Origin of the sequence: Streptomyces sp. NBC_01478 (assembly GCF_036227225.1) — a bacterium.
Taxonomy (GTDB): domain Bacteria; phylum Actinomycetota; class Actinomycetes; order Streptomycetales; family Streptomycetaceae; genus Streptomyces.
This window is the reverse complement of record NZ_CP109444.1, coordinates 1,775,816-1,798,932: the sequence shown is the minus strand read 5'-3', so window position 1 is coordinate 1,798,932 and position 23,117 is coordinate 1,775,816. Positions and strand designations below refer to the sequence as shown.

Here is a 23,117-nt window from a genome sequence, read left to right as displayed (position 1 = left end):
TTCCATCGCGCGAGTTTTGAACACGTTCAACTTTCTGCGCTAGGCTCCCTCCCGAACAGTCCGATCGGAAGGGGGAGCCCGGTGAAGATCGTCATTCCCGGCGGTACGGGACAGGTGGGCGCGATCCTCGACCGCGCCCTGACCGGGGCCGGTCACGAGGTCGTCGTCCTGACCAGGCGGCCGACGCGCGACCGCGAGGTGTGGTGGGACGGCGAGACCCCGGGCACCTGGGCCCGGGAGATCGACGGCAGCGACGCCGTGATCAACCTGGCGGGTCGCAGCGTCAGTTGCCGCTACACCCCCGCCAACCTGAAGGCCATGATGGACTCGCGCGTGCACTCCACCCGGGTCGTCGGCGAGGCCGTCGCCGCCGCGGCCCAACCGCCGCGCGTCTGGCTCCAGATGAGCACCGCCACCGTCTACGCCCACCGCTACGACGCCCCCAACGACGAGGCCACCGGCGTGATCGGCGGAGCCGAACCGGACGTCCCCGGCTACTGGTCGTACAGCGTGGAGATCGCCAGGAACTGGGAGCGCGAGCAGGAGCGGGCCGACACCCCGCACACCCGCAAGGTCGCCCTGCGCGCCGCCATGGTGATGAGCCCCGACCGCGGCGGTGTCTTCGACGTCCTGTCGGGGATGGTCCGGCTCGGGCTCGGCGGTCCGGTCGCGGGCGGTGCCCAGTACATCTCCTGGATCCACGACCAGGACTTCGTCCGCGCGGTCGAGTTCCTTCTCGACCGCGACGACATCACCGGACCGGTGAACCTCGCCGCCCCCGGACCGCTCCCGCAGCGCGCCTTCATGCGCGTCCTGCGCGCCGCCCGGGGCGTCCCGGTGGGGCTGCCCGCCACCAAGTGGATGGCGGAACTGGGCGCCCTCGCGCTCCGCTCGGACACCGAACTCCTGCTCAAGAGCCGACGGGTCGTCCCGGGGCGGCTGCTGGCCGAAGGGTTCACCTTCGACCATCCGCAGTGGCCGGAAGCAGCCGTCGACCTCGTACGGCGGGCCCGGGACGGGGCGGGTTCCACCCGGCGGCCGGTCCGGGCGTGACCCCGGCGCGCTTCGTCAGTTGAACGGGGCATGAAGAAGCGCAGCATGCTGGCCATCGCCTCCCTCGCCACCGGTTTCGTCGTCGCCGCGATCTCCCCGTCGCACTCGCACGACCACGACGTACTCGGTGATCTGAACGTCAAGGACACCGTGGGCTCCATGGACCACCTCGTCAGCGACGGCAGTCTCGCCGTCGACGAGAACGCCCTGGGACAGAACGGCTGACACTCGTCGGAAAAGCTCGGCGCCGGTGCCCCGTCGGAGGGGGCACCGGCGCCGTCGTATGCACCCCCTCAACTGCGGCTGGTTTCCGTGGCAGGGTGGAACGGGCAAGCCTCAGGGGGCCAATAGAAGAGGGGGAACTGTCCGTGATCGTCTGGATCAACGGTGCGTTCGGTGCAGGCAAGACCACCACCGCACGGGAACTGATCGACCTGATCCCGAACAGCACGTTCTTCGACCCCGAGATCATCGGCGGGGCACTCCCGAACCTGCTCCCGCCCAAGCGCCTGGCGGAGGTCGGCGACTTCCAGGACCTGCCGATCTGGCGGCGGCTCGTGATCGACACGGCGGCCGCCATGCTCGCGGAGCTGGGCGGGACCCTCGTGGTACCGATGACCCTGCTGCGCCAGGAGTACCGCGACGAGATCTTCGGCGGTCTGGCGGCCCGCCGGGTCACGGTCCGGCATGTGCTCCTCGCCCCGGCGGAAACGATCCTGCGCGAGCGAATAGCCGGCCGGGAGGTCCCTCCCGACCTCCCCGACGGCGAGATCCGGATGCGGCAGTGGGCGTACGACCACATCGAGCCGTACCGCACCGCGCTCGCCTCCTGGCTCACCGCCGACGCGCATCTCGTCGACACCAGTGCCCTCACCCCGTACGAGACGGCCTGCCGGATCGCCGAGGCCGTCGGCAGCGGTGCCGTGCCCGTGTGCGACATCGTGCAGACCCCGGAGCCCACCTCCGAGACCCTCGCGGCCGGTGTGCTCCTCTTCGACGAGCAGGACCGTGTGCTGCTCGTCGACCCCACCTACAAGGCCGGCTGGGAGTTCCCCGGCGGTGTCGTCGAACCCGGCGAGGCGCCCGCCCGGGCGGGCATGCGCGAGGTCACCGAGGAGACCGGCATCGTCCTCGACGACGTACCGCGACTGCTCGTCGTCGACTGGGAACCGCCCGCACCACCCGGCTACGGCGGGCTGCGCCTCCTTTTCGACGGCGGGCGGCTGGACGCCGCCGTGGCCGACCGACTGCTGCTGCCCGGACCGGAGTTGCGCGGCTGGTGCTTCGCCACCGAGCAGGAGGCCGCCGATCTGTTGCCGCCGGTCCGCTACGAGCGGCTGCGGTGGGCGCTCAGGGCCCGGGAGCGCGGTGCCGCGCTCTATCTGGAGGCAGGCGTACCGCTCGGCTGACGGTCTGTCAATTTGCGCTCTGATCAACGATGTTGGTCGTGACTTTGCCTTTTCGGGGACACCACCTGGGGACTTTGCGTGGTGTGGGTCGTTCCGATAACAAAGCGAGGGTGAATTGTCGCCTTCCCGGTATGAACAAGAACGTGAAGAAGGTACGTCGGAGCTCTAACGTCTTTGCGCAGCTCAGTTCTCTCGCGGCCGCCGGCCGCCTCTACGGGACCGGACATTTCGCCGGTCGAAGGAGAGGAACATGCGCGTGCCATCCTCGGCCCTCACCCGGGCCCTCACACTCGCCGCCGGGCTCGTTCTGGTGCTCACCGCCTGCAGCAGCGGCGGCGGGGGCGGCGGCTCCAACAAGGGCAGCTCGGCCGGGCTCACGTCCTGCAACACCGTGGGCAAGGCCAACACCTGCAACTCGGCCACCACCAAGTCCGGTGGAACGTTCACCTATGTGCTGGAGAAGAACATCCAGCAGTGGAACGTCCAGGACGTCAACGGCAACACCTTCGAGAACGGGGAGGCCCTGGAGGTCGTCCTGCCGCAGGTGTTCATACCCCAGCCGGACTTCACCGTCGCCCTGAACACCGACCTGGTGACCTCGGCGACGCAGACCAGCACCAGCCCGCAGACCATCGTCTACAAGATCAACCCGAAGGCGGCGTGGAACGACGGGACGCCCATCACCGCCGACGACTTCACCTACTACTGGCGCACCAACAACGGCAAGGACTGCCCGCCGCCGCCCGCCAGCGACTCCACGCAGACCAAGGGCTGTCTGCCGCAGAGCACCGCGGGCTACGACCGGATCAAGTCCCTCACGCCCGCCGACGGCGGCAAGACCTTCACCATGGTGATGTCGAAGCCGTACTCCGACTGGAAGTCCCTGTTCGGCGCGGGCTATCCGCTCTACCCGGCGCACACGGCGGAGAAGCTCTCCGGTGCCAAGGTCGGTGACGCCGCTGCCATGACGGCCACGCAGATGGCCCAGGCCTGGCAGTACTTCCTGAAGACACCGCCCACCAAGTACCCCACCGCGGGCGCCTACAAGATGCAGCAGTGGGTCGACAACGACCACGCCACCTATGTGCCCGACCCCAAGTGGACCGGCGCGAAGAAGGCGACCCTCCAGCGGCTGATCTTCAAGGTGATCTCGGACGCCACGCAAGAACCAACGGCCTTGAAGAACAACGAGGTTCAGGGCATCTACCCGCAGCCCGAGGTGGACCTGGTCAACCAGGTCAAGGACATCCCCGGTGTCACCTACACCATCGGCAACGGGCTGACCTGGGAGCACTTCGACCTCAACCTGCACAACCCGGTGATCGGCAAGTATCTGGCGCTGCGGCAGGCGATGTTCACGGCGATCAACATCAAGGACATCATCGCCAAGACGGTCGGCCAGTTCGACCCGGCCGTGAAGCCGCTCGGCAACCACAACTTCGTTCCCGGGCAGGCCGGTTACAAGGACCTGGTCACCAGCACCGGCCAGGGTTCGGGTGATCTGACCAAGGCGAAGAAGTACCTCACGGACGCCAAGTTCACCGGTGTGGGCACGGCGTTGAAGACTCCGGACGGCAAGGCCGTCGGACCCTTCAACTGCCGTTACACCACCGGCAACCAGATCCGGCAGAGCGAATGCCAGATCCTGCAGAGCAACCTGGCGAGCCTCGGCATCAAGATCACCATCAAGCCGATCGGCGCCGCCGACCTCGGCACGGTCCTCTCCGGGCACCAGTACGACATCATCGTCTTCGCCTGGGTCGCGGCGCCGTTCCCGAGCAGTGGCGCCCAGCAGAACTGGTTCACCGGCGGTGGCGGCAACTTCGGTGGCTACAGCGACAAGACGGCCGACTCCCTGATCTCCGAGGCCGTGGGTGAGACCGACGCGACGAAGTCCGCCGCGCTCCTCAACCAGGCCGACCAGCTCATGGTGAACGACGCCTACGTCCTCCCGCTGTACCAGAAGCCGACGTTCCTCGCCGTGCAGACGCGGTTCGTGAACATGCGGAACAACGCCACGAATGTGGGCCCGGCCTACAACACCGGCACGTGGGGTCTGAAGCAGTAGTCCCACCGCCCGAGGGAACAGCTCCACCGGCACGCCCGTCGAGCCCGGCCCCGGTCACACCGGGGCCGGGCCCCGACCACGGACGGCATCACCGACCCGCCGGCCTCCGAGAGAAGACCGCATGCTCGCCTACACCGTGCGCCGCATCCTCGTCTCCATCCCCGTCCTCATCGTCTCGACGTTCATCGTGTTCCTCGTCGTCATCAACTCCGGTGATCCGGTGGCGAATTTCGCGACCTCACGGCAACCCGCGCCCAGCAAGGCGGCGGTGGCCGCCTTCGCCCGGCACATCCACGCCAACGAGCCCGTGATGGAACGCTATTGGAACTGGATCACCGGCGTCCTGCACGGCGACTTCGGCCCGTCCGTGCAGGCCAACCTGAACATCGGGCACGACCTGTTCACCCGGTTCAAGGTGACCATCACCCTGGTCGCCGCGGCGATGATCCTCGCGCTGGTCATGGCCGTGGTGTTCGGCGTGTTCAGCGCCATCCGCCAGTACTCCGCCGCCGACTACACCATCACCTTCTTCGGCTTCCTGTTCCTCGCCATGCCCGTGTTCTGGTTCGCGGTGCTGCTCAAACAGGCCGGAATCTGGTTCAACGAGAAGACCGGCAGCCAGTTCCTCGGCACCATCGGTGAGAAGTCGCCGTACCTCGAAGTCGACACCACCTGGAACCAGTTCACCGATCACGTGGGCCACCTCATCCTGCCCACCATCACCCTCGCGCTGGTCTCCTTCGCGTCCTGGACCCGCTACACCCGCGCCTCCATGCTGGAGGTCCTCAACAGCGACTACGTACGGCTCGCCCGCGCCAAGGGCCTCAGGCGCGGCAAGGTGATGACACGGCACGCGCTGCGCACCGCCCTCATCCCGCTGGCCACCGTCACCGCGCTGGACATCGCGATCATCCTGGGCGGCGCGGTGATCACGGAGACGATCTTCCAGTGGCACGGCTTGGGCGAGATGCTGGTGCAGGCGGCGACCACACTCGACGTCTACCGCACCATGGCCTGGCTGTTGCTCTCCGCCGTCGTCGTCATCGGGTTCAACCTCATCGCCGATCTGCTCTACGCCGTACTCGACCCGAGGATCCGCTATGACTGACATCGAGGCACCGGGGTCCGCGGGCACTCAACTGCCGCGTGGGGACCATGAGTTCAACGTACGGCAGCGCACCCAGACCCAACTGGTGCTGCGCCGCTTCGTGCGGCACCGGGCCGCGATGGTCAGCCTGGTCGTGTTCCTGCTGATCATCCTGTGGGCGTTCATCGGCCCGCACCTGTGGCACTACTCGTACGAGAAGTACACCGAGGACAACTCGAAGGCGCCGTCCTGGAAGCACCCGTTCGGCACCAACTCCTCGGGGTACGACGCCTACGCACAGGTCATGCGCGGCACCCAGACCTCGCTGAAGATCGCCATCATGATCGCGCTCGGCTCCACGCTGGTCGGCGCGATCTGGGGAGCCATCGCCGGCTTCTACCGGGGTGTCGTCGACGCGATCATGATGCGGATCGCCGATCTGGTGCTGACGCTGCCCCTGTTCGCCATCGCCTTGGTCATCTCCTCCCGTACAGGCGGCTCCTGGTACTGGATCGCGATCGTGATCGCCGGACTGACCTGGGCGTACGTGGCCCGGGTGGTGCGCTCCTCGGTGCTGTCGCTGCGCGAGAAGGAGTTCATCGAGGCGGCGCGGGCGCTCGGCGCCTCGGACGCGCGGATCATCTTCCGGCATCTGCTGCCCAACGCCCTCGGGCCGATCATCGTCAACGCGACGATCCTGGTGGCGACCGGCATCCTCACCGAGACCGCGCTGTCCTTCCTCGGCTTCGGCGTCCAACCGCCGGACACCTCACTGGGGTTGCTGGTCTCCCAGGCGCAGACGGCGGTCGACACCCGGCCCTGGCTCTTCTACATCCCCGGCGCGTTCATCATCGCGATCGCGCTGACCATCAACTTCATCGGCGACGGACTGCGCGACGCCTTCGACCCCCGGCAGCAAAGGGTGCGACAGTGACGACCACGAGTCATGGAGTGCGGGAGGTCCCCGTGACCTCCGCCGTGCTCGAAGTCGAGGATCTCAGCGTGGAGTTCGGCACGGAGGACGGGACGGTACGGGCCGTACGCGGCGTCGGCTACCGGGTCGACCGGGGCGAATCGCTGGGCATCGTCGGCGAGTCGGGGTCCGGGAAGTCGGTGACCGCCCTCGCCGTGATGGGGCTGCTGCCGACCGGCGCCAAGGTGCGCGGCTCGGTCCGCTTCGAGGGCACGGAGCTGCTCGGTCTGTCCGACGCGCGCCTGTCCGACCTGCGCGGCAGCGGCATCGCGATGATCTTCCAGGACCCGATGACCTCGCTCAACCCCGTCTACAACGTGGGCTACCAGATCAGCGAGACCCTGCTCCGCCACAACCCCGAGATGACACACAAGGACGCCCGCAAACGGGCGGTCGAACTGCTCGGCACGGTCGGCATCCCCAGCCCCGAGCGGCGCGTCGACACCTACCCGCACGAGATGTCCGGCGGCATGCGCCAGCGCGTGGTCATCGCCATCGCGATGGCCAACGACCCGGACGTGATCATCGCCGACGAGCCGACCACCGCCCTCGACGTCACCGTGCAGGCCCAGATCCTCGAAGCCCTGGAGACCGCCCGCGCCGAGACCGGTGCCGCCCTCGTCCTCATCACCCACGATCTCGGAGTGGTGGCCGGCCACACCGACCGGGTCGCCGTCATGTACGCGGGCCGGATCGTGGAGACCGGCTCCGTCGAGGACATCTTCTACACCCCGCGCATGCCCTACACCCTCGGCCTGCTCGGCTCTCTGCCCCGCCTCGACCGCGAGGAGGCACGGCTCACGCCGATCAGCGGATCACCGCCGAGCCTGCTCAACCTGCCACCCGGCTGCCCCTTCTCACCCCGCTGCCCCATGAGCCGCGATGTGTGCGACACGCACGAACCCGCCCTGCGCAGGGCCGGCGGCGATCTCCACCTCAGCGCCTGCCACTTCGCCGACGAACTCGTCGACACCGGCGCCGACCAGGTCTTCGACGCGGTCGGCGCGGACGCCGAGGCCCTGGCCCGCTTCGCCGACGCGGCCGCCATCACGAACCCCGAGGAGGACGCCGTATGACCGCGCCCGCGCAGGCCGCCACCCCCCTGCCGCCGCTGCCCGGCCACGGCGGCACCGGCGAACCGGTCCTCCAGGTAAGGGACTTGGTCAAACACTTCCCGGTCATGTCCCAGGGCGTCATCCGCCGCCGCGTCGGCGACGTGCACGCCGTCTGCGGGGTCTCCTTCGACCTCTACCAGAACGAAACCCTGGGCCTGGTGGGGGAGTCGGGCTCCGGCAAGACGACGATCTCCCGCACCGTCCTCGGTCTCGAACGGGCCACCGCGGGCCGGGTCCGCTACGGGGAACACGAACTCACCGAGCTGAGCAGACGTCAGATGCGGCCGCTGCGCCGCGAGTTGCAGATCGTCTTCCAGGACCCGTACGCCTCCCTGGACCCGCGGATGACCGTCCACGAGATAGTCGCCGAACCCCTGCGCATCCACGGCCGGTACGGGTCCGGGGCGGGCGGCGAGGTGAGCGAACTCCTGCGCCTGGTCGGACTCAACCCCGAGCACGGCAACCGCTTCGCCCACGAGTTCTCCGGGGGACAGCGCCAACGCATAGGCATAGCAAGGGCGTTGGCCCTGCGCCCGAAGGTCGTCATCCTCGACGAACCGGTGTCGGCCCTCGACGTGTCGATCCAGGCGGGCGTCCTCAACCTGCTGATGGACCTGCAGAGCGAACTCGGCCTGTCCTTCCTGTTCGTCGCCCACGACCTGTCGGTGATGCGGCATGTGGCCGGCCGGGTCGCCGTCATGTACCTGGGCCGCCTGGTGGAAATCGCCCCCGCACGACAGCTCTTCGCCCGCCCGGCGCACCCGTACACCCAGGCCCTGGTGTCGGCCATCCCGCTGCCCGACCCGCGCAAGGAACGCGCGCGGAAACGGATCACCATCCAGGGCGACGTCCCGAGCCCGGTCCGCCCGCCCAGCGGCTGCCGCTTCCGCACCCGCTGCCCGAAGTTCGCGAACCAACTCACCGACAGCGAACGGACGTCGTGCGTCGAGGAGGCACCGGCGCTGGTGGACCGGGGTGGTGGCAACCCGGTCGCCTGTCACTACGCGGAGAGCGTGGAGCTGTTGTAGCCGAGGCCGAGGTCCTCGGCGGACGGGTAGGGAGTCAGCCTGCTCTCCTGCTCCAGTCGGCGGTTGAAGTCCCCTACGGTCGCGCCGAGTCGGGCGTACCGGGCGATGAGTCCGGCGGCTGCCTCCGGGATGCCCTCGGGTCGCTTGCCGTCGGCGCACGCGCGGACGAAGTCCTCACGCTCGTCCCTGCCGTAGCCGTACTGGTCCACGACGAGCCAGTGCACAAGGTAGGAGAAGGCGTAGGCGCGGTCGTAGTGACGGTGACGCTCGTAGAAGTCGCGTTCGTCCGCGCCGAGTCGGAAACGCGGAGAGAGAGCGAGGCCGTAGTCGGCGAGGTAGAGCTGCTGTCCGTCGGTGAGGATGTTCCTGAAGTGGACGTCGAAGTGCAGGAGTTGCTGCTCCTGGAGGAAGCCGGTGACGGCTTCCAGGCCCTGTTCCACGAGGGCGCAGGCGGTGTCGGCGTCGTCGGTGCGGAGCTGTGCGGACAACCAGTCGTGGACGGTGTGCGGCAGGTGTTCCATGAACAGCGTCAGGCTCGCGGACGCCGTGCGCAAAGCCTCGATGTGCTCACGTCCGCCGCCCCAGTAGGCCACGGCCCGCTCCACGTCGGCGAGTTCGTCGGGCAGCGGCTGCTCCGGGTCGGGCAGGACCCGCCAGTGGTGCAGCAGCGGGAAGCCCGAAAAACGGTCGGACAGCACCCAGTTGGTCGTCATCTCGTGGACGGCCAGCTCGCGCCAGACGCCGAAGCCGGGACTGGGGAGCGCGCCGATGCCGTAATGGCAGAAGGCGGGTGCCCCGAACACATTGGCCGTCGACCGCACGTTCTCCGGCCGCCGCTCCACGTCCGTGAGCGGCATCCGCTTCACGAACACCTTTCTGCCGTCCACCTCGACAAGCGCCGAGCGACCGCCGATGCCGGACCCCAACGGCGCACCGGCCTCGACCAGTTCGGCGAGTTCGTGGTCGGAGAGGAGCGCAAGGGACGTGGCGATGTCACTGTGGGCGGCGATGCGCGCGGTGCGGGACATGCCCTCATCCTCGGTCAGGCGGCGCCGAGTTGGAGGCGGACGGTCAATTCCACGGTCACCTCGTCGTCCGCGTCGAGACCGCGCGGTTTCCGCACGGCGCTCTTGAGCGGCAGCAGATAGCCGCCGTCCTTGGGGAAGAGCGACGTCGTGAACACCGCCTCGCCGATCCGCGCCTCGACGGGGATCACGCCCCAGCCGTACGAGGCCAGGGTGGCGACCTCACGGATGTCCGCCGACTCCTCGTCCGGCACGGGGACGAAGTAGTACGGCGAAGGGCCGCGCCACTCGATCACCCGACCGGTGAAGACGAACCGCATGATGTTCCCCCCAACAACCCTCAGGATGCGCTCAGTTGGCCGCGTAGTTCTGCAGGAACAGCGCCTCCGCCACCGACAGCCGTTCCAGCTCCTCCGGCGACACGCTCTCGTTGACCGCGTGGATCTGCGCCTCCGGCTCGCTGAGGCCGATGAGGAGGATCTCCGCCTGTGGGTAGAGGGCCGCGAGGGTGTTGCACAGCGGGATGGAGCCGCCCTGGCCGGCGTACTGCATCTCCTGGCCCGGGTAGGCGACCGCCATCGCGTCGGCCATCGCCGTGTACGCCGGGCTCGTCGTGTCGGCGCTGAAGGGCTGGCCCTGGCCGATCTGCTCGGTGCTCACGCGGGCGCCCCACGGGGTGTGGACCTCCAGGTGGGCCTGGAGCAGCTTGGTCGCCTCGGCCGCGTCGACGCCCGGCGGGACGCGCAGGCTGACCAGCGCGCGGGCGCCGGCCTGCACGGACGGGGTGGCGCCGACGACCGGCGGGCAGTCGATGCCGAGGACCGTGACGGCCGGACGCGCCCAGAGCCGGTCGGCGACCGCGCCGGAACCGATCAGCTCGACGCCGTCCAGCACCTTCGCGTCCTTGCGGAACTGCTCCTCGTCGTACGCCAGCCCGTCCCAGGTCGCGTGCGCCGCGAGCCCGTCGACCGCCGTCGAGCCGTCCTTGGCGCGCAGCGAGTCCAGTACGCGGATCAGGGCGGCCAGCGCGTCGGGCGCGGCGCCGCCGAACTGGCCCGAGTGCAGGTTGCCTTCGAGGGTGTCGATCCGCACGCGCACCATGGTCATCCCGCGCAGGGTCGAGGTGACCGTGGGCAGCCCGACCCGGAAGTTGCCCGTGTCGCCGATCACGATCGTGTCGGCCGCGAGGAGCTCGGGGTGCTCCTCGGCGTACCGCTCCAGGCCGCCGGTGCCCTGCTCCTCCGAGCCCTCGGCGATCACCTTGACGTGCACCGGGACCCCGCCGTTGGCCTTGAGGGCGCGCAGCGCGAGCAGGTGCATGATCAGGCCGCCCTTGCAGTCGGCGGCACCGCGCCCGTACCAGCGGCCGTCGCGCTCGGTCAGTTCGAACGGCGGGGTCGTCCAGCCGGACTCGTCCAGCGGCGGCTGCACGTCGTAGTGGGCGTACAGGAGCACGGTCTTCGCGCCCTCGGGGCCGGGCAGGTAGCCGTAGACCGACTGTGTGCCGTCCGGGGTGTCGAGCAGGGCCACGTCCTGGAAACCCTCGGTGCGCAGGGCGTCGGCGACCCAGTTCGCGGCGCCCTCGCTCTCGCTCTTCGGGAACTGGTCGAAGTCCGCCACCGATTGGAAAGCCACGAGCTCGGTGAGCTCGGTCCTCGCCGTGGGCATCAGCGAGGCGACGGTCTCGGCGACCGGATTCGACGACATGGGCACGCTCCTTGTGGGTGCGACGTTGTACGAATGATGCCGTCGATCCTCCCACAACGGCCTGGGGCGATGTCCGCCGTAGGATGCGGGGGACAGGTGCGGCAGCGGCTTGATCGGGAGCAGTAGACCATCGTGAGCAGCGAGAACTCTTCGGCGGACGGCGAACAGCGGGTGTGGGACGTCGTCGTGGTGGGCGCGGGACCCGCGGGGGCTTCGGCCGCCTATGCGGCGGCGGTCGCGGGACGGCGCGTGCTGTTGCTGGAGAAATCCGAGCTGCCCCGCTACAAGACGTGCGGCGGCGGCATCATCGGACCTTCGCGCGACTCCCTCCCGCCCGGCTTCGAACTGCCGTTGAAGGACCGGGTGTTCGCCATAACGTTCTCGAACAACGGACGTTTCACGCGCACCCGCCGGTCCCGGCAGATGCTGTTCGGGCTGATCAACCGGCCCGAGTTCGACCAGCAGCTCGTCGAGCACGCGCAGAAGGCGGGCGCCGAGCTGCGTACGGGCGTCACCGTGACCCGGGTCGAGCAGCACGGCTCCGCGGTGCCCGACCGGCGTACGGTCGCCGTCGTCCTCCAGGGCGGCGAGACGGTCCTCGCGCGGGCCGTCGTCGGCGCCGACGGCAGTGCCAGCCGCATAGGGGCGCACGTCGGGGTCAAGACCGACCAGGTGGATCTGGGCCTGGAGGCGGAGATCCCGGTGCCGGAGACCGTGGCCGAGGACTGGAAGGGGCGGGTGCTCATCGACTGGGGCCCGATGCCCGGGAGTTACGGCTGGGTCTTCCCCAAGGGGGACACGCTCACGGTCGGGGTGATCTCCGCGCGCGGTGAAGGCGCCGCCACCAAGCGGTACTTGGAGGACTTCGTCGCCCGGCTCGGCCTCGCCGGCTTCGAACCGAGCATCTCCTCCGGGCACTTGACCCGCTGCCGGGCCGATGACTCGCCGCTGTCGCGCGGGCGGGTGCTGGTCTGTGGAGACGCGGCGGGCCTGCTGGAGCCGTGGACCCGCGAGGGCATCTCGTTCGCGCTGCGGTCGGGGCGGCTCGCGGGGGAGTGGGCGGTGCGGATCGCCGAGGCGCACGACGCCGTGGACACCCGCCGCCAGGCGCTGAACTACGCGTTCGCGATCAAGGCGGGGCTCGGCGTGGAGATGAGCGTCGGCAAGAGCATGCTGGCGATCTTCGAGAAGCGCCCCGGTCTGTTCCACGCCGCGCTCACCGGCTTCCGGCCGGCCTGGAAGGCCTTCATGGACATCACGCGGGGCTCGACCACGCTGGGCGAGCTCGTCCGCAGCCATCCGATGGCGCAGCGCGCGCTGACCGCGATGGACCGCAGGAACGCGGAGCCGGTGGAAGCCCCGGAGCCCGAGGAGGGCGAGGTCAGCTCCTGACCGTGACGTGGAACACCGGGTGGTCGGGGGCGATCCGGCGCAGCTCGTCGTCGGAGGAGTCCGGGCCGACTCCTCCGAAGAACACCCCGACCTCGGCCTTCCACCGCTTGAGGTAGGCGCGCAGCAGCGGCACCTTGTCGTCGCCGGTGACCTCGGTCGCGGTGAACACGTCCACCTTCTTGCCGAGCCGCAGCTCACCGCCGCCCGCCGCCCGCATGTTGTGCGTCCACTGGACGTGCCCGCGCGGGGCGACGAGGTACTGCTGTCCGTCCACCGTCAGCAGGTTCACCGGGGTGGTCCGCCACTCGCCGCTCTTCCGGCCGCGGACCGCCAGCACCCGGGAACCCCAGACGCTGAGTCCGCGGCGGGTGAACCAGGCGACGGCGCGGTTGAAGACGTTCACGGTGAACCAGCCGGGCTTCTGGACGTGCGTGCTCATGACCACTCCTCGGTTTCGTTTCGGAGAGCGCGGCTCCCATTTGTGAGCACTGCTCTCGCTCTCGGGAACAGTCTGCATCGGCTTGCCGACTCAATGCAAGAGCGGTGCTCTCTTTTTTGTTCGCCGCTCTCGTTTGTGTGCGCTGCTCTGATTCCGTGCCACACTGGCTCGTATGAGCACCACACAAGGCGCCCGCGCCCGAGCCAGGATCGAGGTCACCGCGGCCATCAAGGACGAGGCACGCAGACAGCTCGCCGCCGAGGGCGCCTCGAAGCTCTCGCTGCGCGCCGTGGCCCGTGAACTGGGCATGGTCTCCTCCGCCCTGTACCGGTACTTCCCCAGCCGCGACGACCTGCTGACCGCCCTCATCATCGACGCGTACGACTCGGTCGGCGAGACCGCGGAGACGGCGCACTCCCAGGTCGCGGACGCGGGCCCGCTGCGGCGCTGGATCGCCGTGTGCGAGGCGGTACGCGAGTGGGCACTTGCGCACCCGCACGAGTACGCCCTGATCTACGGCTCGCCGGTCCCGGGGTACGTCGCCCCCGAGACCACCGTCCCGTCGGCCGCGCGTGTTGCCCTTCTCCTCATCGGCATCGCGCGGGACGCCCACCGCGGCGGCACCCTGACCGAGCCTCCGTTGCCGACCGACCTCCACCCCGAGGCGGAGCGGATGGTCGCGGACTTCGCCGGGGACCTGCCGCCCGGGGTGGCCGTGGCCCTGGTCGCCGCGTGGGCCGAGTTGTACGGACTGGTCAGCTTCGAGCTTTTCGGTCAGTTCCGCCGGGTGGTGGAGGACCGTGAGTTTTTCTTCCGTCATGCGGTACGACGGCTCGCGCTTGGGGTGGGGCTCGCGGACGTGTGATTGCTCCGCCGGGTGCGTGGTTCTTTGTCTGCGGGTTCGGTGGGGGCTGGTCGCGCAGTTCCCCGCGCCCCTTTCAGGGGCGCTTCAGTGGACCGGAGTTCATGGGTACCGCTTCGTACTCCCCGGGGAGTACGTGTGATCGCCCCGTCCGGCTGACGCCGCCGGTGCCGCGTGGCGTCTAGCGTGACGTGCATGGACGAGCAGCGCGTGCGCGGTGGGGGACCGCCCCAGTGGTGGCGCGGTGGGGCGGAGGCCCCGACGCGGTGGCCGTGGCGGTCCACGCTGCCGGTCACCGTGTTCGTGCTGATCGGCAGCAACTTCGCCTCGCACAGCCAGTCGGACCGCGTCCCGCTCGACCTCTACGCGCGCGTGCTGCTCGTCGGCGGATCGGTGCTGCTCCTGTGGCGCCACCGGTACCCCGTGGGGGTGGCCTTCGGGACCGTGCTCGCCGCCGTGCTCTACTTCGGCGCCGGATACGCGTACGGCCCCGTCTTCCTGCCCGTCGCGCTGGCCTGCTTCAGCGCGCTCGTCGCGGGACGCCGGTGGGCGGCCTGGTCCGCGCTCGGCGCGCTCTGGGCTTCGCACCTCCTGGTCGCGCACTGGCTCTACCGCTGGCTGCCCCCACAGCACGACCACGCCATGCCGTGGGGCCGTGAACTGGCCGTCGCCACCTGGGTGGTGGCCGTCGCCGCGGTCTCCGAACTGGCCCGCACCCGCCGCGAGCAGTGGGCCCGGGACCGCGCCGAGCGCGCCCAGGCGGCCCGCCGCCGCGCCGACGAGGAACGGCTGCGGATGGCCCGCGAACTGCACGACGTCCTCGCGCACAGCATCTCCGTCATCAACGTCCAGGCGGGCGTCGGCCTCGCCCTCCTGGACTCCGACCCCGAGCAGGCCCGTACGGCCCTCACCACCATCAAGGCCGCCAGCAAGGAGGCGCTCGGCGAGGTCCGGCAGGTCCTCGACAGCCTGCGCACCCAGGGCGACGCCCCGCGCGCTCCGGCCCCCGGCCTCGACCGGCTCCCCGAACTGGTGCAGCAGGCGGCGAGCGCCGGCCTCACGGTCGAGGTCGAGGGAACCCCGCCCCGCCTCCCGCCCGGCACCGACCTCGCCGCCTTCCGCGTCGTCCAGGAGGCCCTCACCAATGTCGTACGACATTCCGGTTCACGGCACGCGCGCGTGCACATCGCGCACGAGGGCGGTGCGCTACGGCTGCGCATCGACGACGACGGCCCTGCGACCGGCGCGGACGCCGGGGGCAGCGGAAACGGGCTGGCCGGGATGCGGGAGCGGGCCGCCGCGCTCGGTGGCACGATCGAGGCGGGCCCGCGCCCGGACGGCGGCTACCGGGTGCTCGCCGTACTGCCGTTGAAGGTCACGCCGAAGGAGGACGACCGGTGATCCGGGTACTGCTCGCCGACGACCAGGCCCTGGTCCGGGCCGGCTTCAAGGCGCTGCTGGACGCGCAGCCCGACATCGAGGTGGCGGGCGAGGCCTCCGACGGCGAGGAGGCCGTGCGCAAGGTGCGCGAACTGCGCCCCGACGTCGTCCTGATGGACATCCGCATGCCGCTGCTCGACGGCTTGGCCGCGACCCGCCGGATCACCGGGGACGGCGACCTCGGAGACGTGAAGGTGGTCATGCTGACGACCTTCGAACTCGACGAGTACGTCTTCGAGGCGATCCGCTCCGGTGCCTCCGGCTTCCTGGTCAAGGACACCGAACCGGACGAACTCCTGCGCGCCGTAAGGGCGGTGGTCGAGGGCGACGCGCTGCTCTCGCCCGGGGTGACCCGCCGCCTGATCGCCGAGTTCGCGGCCCGCTCCAAGGAACCCGCGATTGCCGACGCCCTCACCCAACTCACCGAGCGGGAACGGGAGGTGATGGCCCTGGTCGGCATCGGCCTCTCCAACGACGAGATCGCCCGCCGCCTGGTCGTCAGCCCGCTGACCGCGAAGACCCACGTCAGCCGCACGATGGTGAAGCTCGGCGCCCGGGACCGGGCCCAACTGGTCGTGCTGGCCTACGAGTCGGGGTTGGTACGCCCCGGCTGGCTGGGCTGACCCGACTCCTGCCGATACCGGTACAGCACGGTCGCCACCCGGACGAGGAACACGACCGGCGCGAGCACGAGTGCCCCGCGCACCAGCAACGTCTCGAGGACGCTCGGCAGTTCGAACAGCAGCGCCGGTCCGGCCACGGCCCCGAAGAGCACCGCCGCGACGAACGCCGCGCTGACCAGCGCGTACCCGATCTCCACGGTCATCGCGTCCCGCTCGGCCTGTGTGCGCCGACCCCCGGTCATGTCCACCCTGGAAGTCTCACACGGGCGCGCCCGGCGGAGCAATCGGCTCCGCCGGGCGCACACGCGGGGAGGCGTCCCCCTAGTCGCGCAGCGCCACGCGCTCCGCCTCCGCCTCCTTCACGGTGGACTTGGCGACCACGATGGTCTGTTGGTCACGCCGACCGCGCAGCCCCGGCAGGGTGATCAGCAGCCCGGCCAGCGCGATGAACGTCACCACGATGAGCCCGGGCCGGTAACTGTCCAGCACCCCCTGCGGGGTGGCGTGCTCCGGGGCGTGCGCGGTGACCACGGCCGTGACGACGGCCAGGAAGATCGCGCCGCCCACCTGCACCGAGGTGTTCAACAGCCCGGAGACCATGCCCTGTTCGTGGTCCTCGACCCCGTTGGTGGCCTGGATGTTCAGCGAGGGGAAGACCAGCGCGCAGGCCGCGCCGATCAGCAGCATCGACGGCAGGATCACCGCCGCGTACCCCGGATCGAGGCTGACCCGCAGGAACAGCGCGTACCCGACGACCATCAGCGCGAAGCCCGTCGCGATCAGCCGCTGCGTGCCGAACCGGTCGACGATCGAGCCCACCTTCGTGGAGGAAACCGCCACCATGGCCCCGGCCGGCAGGAAGGCGAGCGCCGTGTGCAGCGCGGACCAGCCGAGCAGCGACTGCATGTACAGCGTGACGAGGAACTGGAATCCGACGTACGACCCGAAGAACGCCATCGCGCCGAGCTGGGCGCGGATCTGGTTGCCGGAGCGCAGCACACCGAGCCGGATCAACGGCCCCGCGGAGCGCCGCTCGACGTATACGAAGACGGTCAGCAGGACGGCAACGGCCAGGAAGGACAGGAGAGTTCGGGCCGACGCCCAGCCGGCCTCGGGAGCCTGTACGACGGTGAACACCAGCAGCAGCATCGACGCGGTACCGAGCACCGCGCCCGGGACGTCGTAGCCGTTGTGGTCCTTCTCGCGTTCGCTGCGCGGCAGCAGCTTCAGGCCGTCGAGGAGCGCGAGCAGGGCGATCGGCGCGGGCAGCAGCATGGTCAGGCGCCAACTGGCCTCCGTGAGCAGGCCGGAGAGCACCAGGCCCATGGAGAAACCGGTGGCGGCGCAGGTGGTGTAGATGGACAGGGCGCGGTTGCGCAGCGGGCCCTCGGCGAAGGTCGTCGTGATGATCGACAGGCCGGCCGGTGCGGTGAAGGCCGCGCTGAGGCCCTTGATGAAGCGGCTGGCGATCAGCAGCGGGCCCGAGTCGACGAGGCCGCCGAGCAGCGAGGCCACCGCGAAGACGCCCAGGGCGACCAGGAAGACCTGCCGCCGACCCAGCAGGTCGGCGGTCCGGCCGCCCAGGAGGAGCAGCCCGCCGTAGCCCAGGATGTAGCCGCTGACGATCCATTGGAGTGTCGAGGTGGAGAGGTCGAGTTCGGAGCCGATGGAGGGCAGGGCGACACCGACCATCGACACGTCGAGCGCGTCCAGGAACATCGCGGCGCAGAGCACCAGCAGGGTGCCCCACAGCCGGGGGGTCCAGCGGACCGTCGAGGAGGCGGCCGCCGGAGGGGAGAGCGGAGAAGTCATGCGGCAGAGACTACATGCGCATGCATCGAATGCAAGGGCATTTAATTCCGATGCAACAAACTCGTTTCTCTGCTACGGTGCGCTGTCATGGCGGCGAAGAAGGCCGAGCAGGCGCTCGTGGACCAGTGGCGGGAGATGCTGGCGCTGCATGCCCGCACGCAGTGTGAACTCGACCGTGCTCTGCATCAACACGGCCTGTGCGGCAGTGACTTCGAGGTGCTGGACGTGCTGTCCGGCGAGTCGTGCGCGTTCCGCGTCCAGGAGATCTCCGAGCGCGTCCACCTCAGTCAGAGCGCGCTGTCCCGGCTGATCGCCCGGCTGGAGAAGGACGGTCTCGTCGAGCGCGGCATGTGCGCGGAGGACCGGCGGGGCGTCCGTGTGACCCTCACGGACAAGGGGCGCACGCTGCACGGCGAGGTACTCCCGTTGCAGCGCGCGGTGTTGACGAAGATGCTGAGCGACTGACGGTCCGTCAGCTCCAGGTGACGGCGGACTTCTCCCGCCACAGCGCGGCGACCGACGGGTCACCGGAGACGGTGGGATACGGCGCCCGGTTCCACAGGGCGAGGTACAACTGACCGGCGGGACCGGCCAGTTCGCAGTCGGCTTCCCCTGTGCCGCCCCGCTCGGCGGCGGGCGGCTCCTGGGACAGTCGTACGGTCCATGTGGCGTCGTCCGTGTCCGTCGCCCGCACGCGCAGCACTCGGGCTGTCTCACTGCGGACCCTGCTCTTGCCGCGGGCGTGGAATCCGCGGAGCAACTCGTCGATGCCGTCGGCCGCGAAGTCCGCCGCGAGATCGCCGGGCGTGCCCCCGCGTGCCGCCTCGGCGTCGGCCCGGTGCACGGTCGTCTCGTGCGCCTGCCGACGGGCCCAGAACGCGAGCGGCGACGGCGCCGGCAGGAAATACCGGCACTCCACGGCGGGCGGGGCGGTGGCGAGGGTGTCCACGAGGGCGCGGTGCCCTGCCCGGAACCAGGCCACCAACTCCGCCCCGTCGAGATCGGGCAGGCCCCCGTCGGGGTGGTACGCGGTGTACCCCTCGGCGACGAACCCGGCCGCCCACCGGTGCACCATTCCCGTGTGCCGCAGCAGATCCCGCACCCGCCACCCCGGACAGGTCGGCACCTCGGTCCCGACCCCCGCCACCTCGGCGGCCGAGGCCAGCAGGCCACCCTCCCGGTCCAGGGTCCGTACGAACGCATCCGTGTCCATGGGGCTGAGTGTGCCGTACGGAATGTGGTCGGAGGTGGGGCGGCACGTGTCCCGTGCCCCCTCGGCAGGTGGGCTGGGTTGCGCTTCCGCAGGTGGGCGGGCTGTGGATCAGTCGGCGGTGAGTGCCTTGCGCCGGGGGACGGGTGCTCCCAGCCGGGTTGAGCATGCCGGGTCGCTACCGCGAGTGGGCGGGCTGTGCCGAGTCCCTCTGTGAGACAGCGGCACGTGTCGGGTGTTCCCGCTAGGCAACGGCACGTGTCCCGCGCCTCCCTCGAGAAGCAGGCTGTGCCGCGCCCCGCACACGGGTGGGCCGTGCTGCGCCGACACGCTAGCCCGCGCCTCCGCGCCTCCGCGCCTCCGCGCCTCCGTACCCCCACGCCCTGCTCGCGGCACCCCACGTAACCGAGGCGCAGGGAGACGCCCCCTGGATCAGCCGGCCGCGAGTGCCTTGCGCAGGGTGTCGATCGCCAGTGTGATGGCGGCCTGGGCGGCGTGGGTCTCGCGCAGGGCGTTGAGCATGACGAAGTCGTGGATGATGCCCTGGAAGCGGACGGCGGTGACGGCGACGCCGGCCTCGCGGAGCTTGTTGGCGTAGGCCTCGCCCTCGTCGCGGAGGACGTCGGCCTCGCCGGTGATGACGAGGGCCGGGGGCAGGCCGGTGAGCTGGTCGGTCGTGGCGCGCAGCGGGGACGCGGTGATCTGGGCGCGCTCGGCCTCGTCGGTCGTGTACTGGTCCCAGAACCACTGCATGCCGTCACGGCGCAGGAAGTAGCCCTCCGCGAACTGGTGGTACGACGCCGTGTCGAAGCTCGCGTCGGTGACGGGGTAGAACAGCACCTGCTGGAGCAGCGGCACGTCACCGCGTTCCTTGGCCATGAGGGTGAGCGCGGCGCTCATGTTGCCGCCGACCGAGTCGCCGGCCACGGCGATGCGGGTGGCGTCGAGGCCCTTGGCCGCGCCCTCCGTCACGACCCACTGGGCGACCGTGTAGTTCTGCTCGATGGCGACCGGGTAGCGGACCTCGGGCGAGAGGTCGTACTCCGGGAAGACCACGGCGGCGTGCGCGCCCACGGCGAGTTCGCGCACCAGGCGGTCGTGGGTGTGGGCGTTGCCGAAGACCCAGCCGGCGCCGTGGATGTAGATGATCACGGGAAGCGTGCCGGTCGCTCCGGCCGGGCGGACGATACGGGCCCTGACCTGCCCGGTGGGCCCGCCGGACACGGTGATCCACTCCTCGTCGACCGCGGGCTTGGCGATGTCGCCGGACTGGACCTCGTCGACGGCCTTGCGGCCCTCCGCCGGGGCGAGGTCGAAGAGGTACGGCGGGTTCGCGGTCGCCTCGACGAACGCCTGGGCGGCGGGTTCGAGGACGGGACGGGGCGCGGTGCTGTCGGTCATGACGATCTCCTTCGGAACGGATGAGATGAGAGTAGCGCGCTACTAAGTCGTGCACAACTTAAGCGTGCTCTATAGAATCGACCGGACCTGAACGATAAGGTGGTGATTGCCCTGAAGAGAGAGCCGAAGAGAGGAGTCGCACCATGAGCCCAGCCGCCGCGGAACCGGCCGAGGGATCGCTGCTCCTCGACGACCAGTTGTGCTTCGCGCTGTACGCGGCCTCCCGCGCGGTGACCGCCCGCTACCGCCCGCTGCTGGAAGAACTCGGCCTGACCTATCCGCAGTACCTCGTCATGCTCGTCCTCTGGGAGCAGGACTCGATCTCCGTACGGGACCTGGGCAACGCGCTCCAACTGGAATCCAGCACGCTCTCCCCGCTGCTGAAGCGGCTGGAGACGAACGGCCTGCTGCGCCGCGAACGCCGCCGCGACGACGAACGCTCGGTCGCCATCCGCCTCACCGGCGCCGGCGCGCGGATGCGGGACCAGGCCGCCGCGGTACCTCTCGCCATCGGCGCCGCCATGGGCCTGAGCCCCGACCAGGACGCCCTGGCCAAGCAGCTCCTCCGGCTGATCACCGCCAACGTCTCGGCCGGCTGAACACCCCGCCACCTGCGCGTTCACACCCACCGGAGCAGTGTGTCGTCACCGCTGTTCACCTTAGTTTGCAGTCCCAACGGCATCTCCAGCACCGGGTCCCCGGTATACGGTCCGAAGCGATTTCCGGAAAGGAAATGGGGCGCCGCCACCCCCCGCCGTAGCCGCGCACGCGACGCCACACGCAGTTCACACCCGGTCAACCCGCCCCTGTACGACGACGTTTAGAGGTGCCATGCCGACCCTGGTCTCCGAAGTCTCGCCTCCGCCCCCGCAGCCGGACGCCCCGTCCCGAAACGCCACGGTCACCATCGCGCTGGCCTGCGTGGGGGTCTTCGTCTCCTACCTGCCGGTCGTCGGTGTGTCGGTCGCGCTGCCGGTGATCCAGCAGGCGCTCGACGCGTCCACCACCGGGCTCCAGTGGATCACCGACGCCTTCATCCTGCCGACCGCCGCACTGCTCCTGACCTGCGGTGTCATCGGTGACCTCTTCGGCCGCAAGAAGATGTACCTGATCGGTCTCACGCTGTCCTGTCTGGGCTGTCTCGTCGCCCTCACCGGCCACAGCGTCGTCCAGGTCTGCGTCGGCCAGGCCCTCACCGGCGTCGGCACCGCCGCCCTACTCCCCGCGACCCTCGGCCTGATCAGCCATGTCTGCCCCGACCACCGCAGGCGGGGCGCCGCGATAGCCCTGTGGACGGCCGCCCTCGGCCTCGGCCTGACCCTCGGCCCGCTCTTCAACGGCGTGATCGTCGAGCACGCGAGCTGGCGCTGGATCTTCCTGCCCACCCTGGCCATCGGCGCCGTCACGGTCCTGGTCGGCGCCTTCACCCTGGTCGACTCCCGCTCGGACCGCGAACGCCACCTCGACATCCCCGGCCAGCTCCTCGCCGTCGTCGCCATCACCGCCGTCGTCTACGGCGTCATCGAGGGCGGGGGTGCTCCGGGGTGGGGTTCGGCGGAGGTCGTGACCGCGTTCGTCGTGGCGGCTCTCGCGCTGCCGGCCTTCGTCCTGGTCGAACTGCGGTCGCGCTGCCCGATGTTGGACATGCGTCTCTTCAAGTCCTCCGCGTTCTCCGGGGCCGCGTTCGTCATGGCGCTCACCCTGTTCGCCCAGGTCGGCCTGGTCTTCTCGCTCAGCGAGTACTTCGGCCTCGTGCACCACGCCTCGACCTGGGACATCGGGGTCCGCCTGATCGCCCTCAACGGCTTCACCGTCGTCCTCGGCCCGGTGGTCGGCCGGCTGATGCACCGGTTCTCGCCCGGCCTCGTGCTGGTGACCGGCCTGCTCGTCGGCGGCATCGGGGCACTCCTGGTCAACCTCTTCGACGCCGGCACCGGCACCGGCGAAGCGGTCCTCGTCATCGCGGTGCTCGGCCTCGGTATCGCGCTGGCCATGGCCCCGGTGACCACGATCGCCATGAACAGCCTTCCGCGTCGCCTGGGCAGCACCGCCGGCGCCGCCAACAGCGCCCTCCGCCAGATCGGCAGCGCCCTGGGCCCGGCCATCTTCGGTGTCATCCTCACCAACCGCACCCTCGACACCCTGCCCGCGCACGTGGCCGCGTCCGGCCTCGCCCCGGCCGACCAGGGCCAGGTCATCGGCATGGTGAACGGCGTCGGCATCCAGGCGGGTGCCTTCCTCCACCTCGACACCGGCGAGGCGACGGGCCAGGCCCTGACCGCCTACGGAGCGAGCTTCACGGACGCGCTGCACACGTGCGCCCTGGTCGGCGGCGTCGGCATGCTGGTGGCCGCGGCCGTCGCCCTCGTCACGATAGGCGTCCGCGCCCGGGTGCCGCACGGCGAGACGGCGCCGGAGGCGGAGGTGGCGGCGACCGGCTGAGCAACGGCCGTCGTCTCAAGGGCAGTTGTCC

Annotated in this window: 23 protein-coding genes; 15 read left to right on the top strand and 8 right to left on the bottom strand. The window is 70.0% G+C overall.

Annotation, left to right across the window (positions count from 1 at the left end):
• Positions 1-81 precede the first annotated feature (81 nt).
• The 8 genes from OG223_RS08175 to OG223_RS08140 all read left to right on the top strand — a co-directional run bounded on the left by OG223_RS08175 (position 82) and on the right by OG223_RS08140 (position 8,733).
• Positions 82-1,053 (top strand): TIGR01777 family oxidoreductase, encoded by a 972-nt coding sequence (locus tag OG223_RS08175; RefSeq protein WP_329244499.1) that lies wholly within the window; start codon positions 82-84, stop codon positions 1,051-1,053.
• 30 nt (positions 1,054-1,083) lie between these two features.
• Positions 1,084-1,278 carry a hypothetical protein gene (locus tag OG223_RS08170; protein WP_329244496.1) on the top strand — a complete coding sequence of 65 codons (195 nt, stop codon included), beginning with the start codon at positions 1,084-1,086 and terminating at the stop codon, positions 1,276-1,278.
• A 143-nt stretch (positions 1,279-1,421) separates the two neighbouring features.
• Positions 1,422-2,462, top strand: a complete 1,041-nt coding sequence (locus OG223_RS08165; protein WP_329244493.1) for an NUDIX hydrolase — start codon at positions 1,422-1,424, stop codon at positions 2,460-2,462.
• Positions 2,463-2,712: 250 nt separating this feature from the next.
• Positions 2,713-4,530, top strand: coding sequence for an ABC transporter family substrate-binding protein (locus OG223_RS08160; protein ID WP_329244491.1), 1,818 nt, complete (start codon positions 2,713-2,715; stop codon positions 4,528-4,530).
• Between the two features lie 121 nt (positions 4,531-4,651).
• The gene (locus OG223_RS08155; protein ID WP_329244488.1) at positions 4,652-5,638 is read left to right on the top strand and encodes an ABC transporter permease; all 987 of its coding nucleotides are present in this window, start codon (positions 4,652-4,654) and stop codon (positions 5,636-5,638) included.
• Positions 5,631-6,551, top strand: a complete 921-nt coding sequence (locus OG223_RS08150; RefSeq protein WP_329244485.1) for an ABC transporter permease — start codon at positions 5,631-5,633, stop codon at positions 6,549-6,551. Before OG223_RS08155 ends, OG223_RS08150 begins: the two co-directional genes overlap by 8 nt.
• A 32-nt stretch (positions 6,552-6,583) precedes the next feature.
• Positions 6,584-7,666, top strand: coding sequence for an ABC transporter ATP-binding protein (locus tag OG223_RS08145; protein WP_329244482.1), 1,083 nt, complete (start codon positions 6,584-6,586; stop codon positions 7,664-7,666).
• Positions 7,663-8,733 carry an ABC transporter ATP-binding protein gene (locus OG223_RS08140; protein ID WP_329244479.1) on the top strand — a complete coding sequence of 357 codons (1,071 nt, stop codon included), beginning with the start codon at positions 7,663-7,665 and terminating at the stop codon, positions 8,731-8,733. Before OG223_RS08145 ends, OG223_RS08140 begins: the two co-directional genes overlap by 4 nt.
• On the opposite strand, the gene OG223_RS08135 is transcribed toward OG223_RS08140, so the two are convergent.
• From OG223_RS08135 to OG223_RS08125, 3 genes are read right to left on the bottom strand one after another with little or no spacing between them, the layout of a single operon-like run.
• On the bottom strand, positions 8,706-9,761 hold the full coding sequence (locus OG223_RS08135) for a protein kinase family protein (protein WP_329244476.1): 1,056 nt from the start codon (positions 9,759-9,761) through the stop codon (positions 8,706-8,708). The genes OG223_RS08140 and OG223_RS08135 overlap by 28 nt on opposite strands.
• Positions 9,762-9,775: 14 nt before the next feature.
• Positions 9,776-10,078, bottom strand: coding sequence for a DUF1905 domain-containing protein (locus tag OG223_RS08130; protein WP_329244473.1), 303 nt, complete (start codon positions 10,076-10,078; stop codon positions 9,776-9,778).
• A 31-nt stretch (positions 10,079-10,109) separates the two neighbouring features.
• Positions 10,110-11,465 (bottom strand): dipeptidase, encoded by a 1,356-nt coding sequence (locus OG223_RS08125; RefSeq protein WP_329244470.1) that lies wholly within the window; start codon positions 11,463-11,465, stop codon positions 10,110-10,112.
• Positions 11,466-11,597: 132 nt separating this feature from the next.
• Here OG223_RS08125 and OG223_RS08120 point away from each other — a divergent pair, with 132 nt between their 5' ends.
• Positions 11,598-12,857, top strand: coding sequence for a geranylgeranyl reductase family protein (locus OG223_RS08120; protein WP_329244467.1), 1,260 nt, complete (start codon positions 11,598-11,600; stop codon positions 12,855-12,857).
• Here the strand turns inward: OG223_RS08120 and OG223_RS08115 are convergent.
• The gene (locus OG223_RS08115; protein WP_019069471.1) at positions 12,847-13,296 is read right to left on the bottom strand and encodes a nitroreductase family deazaflavin-dependent oxidoreductase; all 450 of its coding nucleotides are present in this window, start codon (positions 13,294-13,296) and stop codon (positions 12,847-12,849) included. The genes OG223_RS08120 and OG223_RS08115 overlap by 11 nt on opposite strands.
• 172 nt (positions 13,297-13,468) lie before the next feature.
• Between OG223_RS08115 and OG223_RS08110 the strand changes: the two genes are divergently transcribed.
• From OG223_RS08110 to OG223_RS08100, 3 genes are all read left to right on the top strand, one after another.
• Positions 13,469-14,161: a TetR/AcrR family transcriptional regulator gene (locus tag OG223_RS08110; protein ID WP_329244461.1), complete on the top strand. Its 693-nt coding sequence runs from the start codon at positions 13,469-13,471 to the stop codon at positions 14,159-14,161.
• A 192-nt stretch (positions 14,162-14,353) separates the two neighbouring features.
• Positions 14,354-15,559 carry a sensor histidine kinase gene (locus tag OG223_RS08105; protein WP_329244458.1) on the top strand — a complete coding sequence of 402 codons (1,206 nt, stop codon included), beginning with the start codon at positions 14,354-14,356 and terminating at the stop codon, positions 15,557-15,559.
• Complete coding sequence (locus tag OG223_RS08100; protein ID WP_329244455.1) at positions 15,556-16,221, top strand: response regulator transcription factor; 666 nt, start codon at positions 15,556-15,558, stop codon at positions 16,219-16,221. Before OG223_RS08105 ends, OG223_RS08100 begins: the two co-directional genes overlap by 4 nt.
• On the opposite strand, the gene OG223_RS08095 is transcribed toward OG223_RS08100, so the two are convergent.
• A complete protein-coding gene (locus OG223_RS08095; RefSeq protein ID WP_329265191.1) occupies positions 16,182-16,463 on the bottom strand; it encodes a DUF6332 family protein in 282 nt (93 codons plus the stop codon). The two genes, OG223_RS08100 and OG223_RS08095, sit on opposite strands and share 40 nt — an antisense overlap.
• 79 nt (positions 16,464-16,542) lie before the next feature.
• Positions 16,543-18,033, bottom strand: a complete 1,491-nt coding sequence (locus OG223_RS08090; protein WP_329244452.1) for an MFS transporter — start codon at positions 18,031-18,033, stop codon at positions 16,543-16,545.
• Between the two features lie 87 nt (positions 18,034-18,120).
• Here OG223_RS08090 and OG223_RS08085 point away from each other — a divergent pair, with 87 nt between their 5' ends.
• A complete protein-coding gene (locus tag OG223_RS08085; RefSeq protein ID WP_329244449.1) occupies positions 18,121-18,498 on the top strand; it encodes a MarR family winged helix-turn-helix transcriptional regulator in 378 nt (125 codons plus the stop codon).
• A 7-nt stretch (positions 18,499-18,505) separates the two neighbouring features.
• Here the strand turns inward: OG223_RS08085 and OG223_RS08080 are convergent, their stop codons facing one another.
• Together OG223_RS08080 and OG223_RS08075 are read right to left on the bottom strand one after the other, a co-directional pair.
• Positions 18,506-19,246, bottom strand: a complete 741-nt coding sequence (locus OG223_RS08080; protein ID WP_329244448.1) for a maleylpyruvate isomerase family mycothiol-dependent enzyme — start codon at positions 19,244-19,246, stop codon at positions 18,506-18,508.
• A gap of 429 nt (positions 19,247-19,675) precedes the next feature.
• The gene (locus OG223_RS08075; protein ID WP_329244445.1) at positions 19,676-20,644 is read right to left on the bottom strand and encodes an alpha/beta hydrolase; all 969 of its coding nucleotides are present in this window, start codon (positions 20,642-20,644) and stop codon (positions 19,676-19,678) included.
• A gap of 143 nt (positions 20,645-20,787) precedes the next feature.
• Between OG223_RS08075 and OG223_RS08070 the strand changes: the two genes are divergently transcribed.
• Together OG223_RS08070 and OG223_RS08065 are read left to right on the top strand one after the other, a co-directional pair.
• Positions 20,788-21,243, top strand: a complete 456-nt coding sequence (locus OG223_RS08070; RefSeq protein ID WP_329244442.1) for a MarR family winged helix-turn-helix transcriptional regulator — start codon at positions 20,788-20,790, stop codon at positions 21,241-21,243.
• 232 nt (positions 21,244-21,475) lie between these two features.
• Complete coding sequence (locus tag OG223_RS08065) at positions 21,476-23,086, top strand: MFS transporter (RefSeq protein ID WP_329244439.1); 1,611 nt, start codon at positions 21,476-21,478, stop codon at positions 23,084-23,086.
• The last annotated feature ends 31 nt before the right edge of the window (positions 23,087-23,117 follow it).

What these genes read in the sequence shown, in the direction of transcription:
- OG223_RS08170 (WP_329244496.1), top strand. Translation starts at nt 1,084, where the DNA reads ATGAAGAAGCGCAGCATGCTGGCCATCGCCTCCCTCGCCACCGGTTTC.
- OG223_RS08160 (WP_329244491.1), top strand. Translation starts at nt 2,713, where the DNA reads ATGCGCGTGCCATCCTCGGCCCTCACCCGGGCCCTCACACTCGCCGCC.
- OG223_RS08155 (WP_329244488.1), top strand. Translation starts at nt 4,652, where the DNA reads ATGCTCGCCTACACCGTGCGCCGCATCCTCGTCTCCATCCCCGTCCTC.
- OG223_RS08150 (WP_329244485.1), top strand. Translation starts at nt 5,631, where the DNA reads ATGACTGACATCGAGGCACCGGGGTCCGCGGGCACTCAACTGCCGCGT.
- OG223_RS08140 (WP_329244479.1), top strand. Translation starts at nt 7,663, where the DNA reads ATGACCGCGCCCGCGCAGGCCGCCACCCCCCTGCCGCCGCTGCCCGGC.
- OG223_RS08135 (WP_329244476.1), bottom strand. Translation starts at nt 9,761, where the DNA reads ATGTCCCGCACCGCGCGCATCGCCGCCCACAGTGACATCGCCACGTCC.
- OG223_RS08130 (WP_329244473.1), bottom strand. Translation starts at nt 10,078, where the DNA reads ATGCGGTTCGTCTTCACCGGTCGGGTGATCGAGTGGCGCGGCCCTTCG.
- OG223_RS08125 (WP_329244470.1), bottom strand. Translation starts at nt 11,465, where the DNA reads ATGTCGTCGAATCCGGTCGCCGAGACCGTCGCCTCGCTGATGCCCACG.
- OG223_RS08115 (WP_019069471.1), bottom strand. Translation starts at nt 13,296, where the DNA reads ATGAGCACGCACGTCCAGAAGCCCGGCTGGTTCACCGTGAACGTCTTC.
- OG223_RS08110 (WP_329244461.1), top strand. Translation starts at nt 13,469, where the DNA reads ATGAGCACCACACAAGGCGCCCGCGCCCGAGCCAGGATCGAGGTCACC.
- OG223_RS08105 (WP_329244458.1), top strand. Translation starts at nt 14,354, where the DNA reads ATGGACGAGCAGCGCGTGCGCGGTGGGGGACCGCCCCAGTGGTGGCGC.
- OG223_RS08095 (WP_329265191.1), bottom strand. Translation starts at nt 16,463, where the DNA reads ATGACCGGGGGTCGGCGCACACAGGCCGAGCGGGACGCGATGACCGTG.
- OG223_RS08090 (WP_329244452.1), bottom strand. Translation starts at nt 18,033, where the DNA reads ATGACTTCTCCGCTCTCCCCTCCGGCGGCCGCCTCCTCGACGGTCCGC.
- OG223_RS08085 (WP_329244449.1), top strand. Translation starts at nt 18,121, where the DNA reads ATGGCGGCGAAGAAGGCCGAGCAGGCGCTCGTGGACCAGTGGCGGGAG.
- OG223_RS08080 (WP_329244448.1), bottom strand. Translation starts at nt 19,246, where the DNA reads ATGGACACGGATGCGTTCGTACGGACCCTGGACCGGGAGGGTGGCCTG.
- OG223_RS08075 (WP_329244445.1), bottom strand. Translation starts at nt 20,644, where the DNA reads ATGACCGACAGCACCGCGCCCCGTCCCGTCCTCGAACCCGCCGCCCAG.
- OG223_RS08070 (WP_329244442.1), top strand. Translation starts at nt 20,788, where the DNA reads ATGAGCCCAGCCGCCGCGGAACCGGCCGAGGGATCGCTGCTCCTCGAC.
- OG223_RS08065 (WP_329244439.1), top strand. Translation starts at nt 21,476, where the DNA reads ATGCCGACCCTGGTCTCCGAAGTCTCGCCTCCGCCCCCGCAGCCGGAC.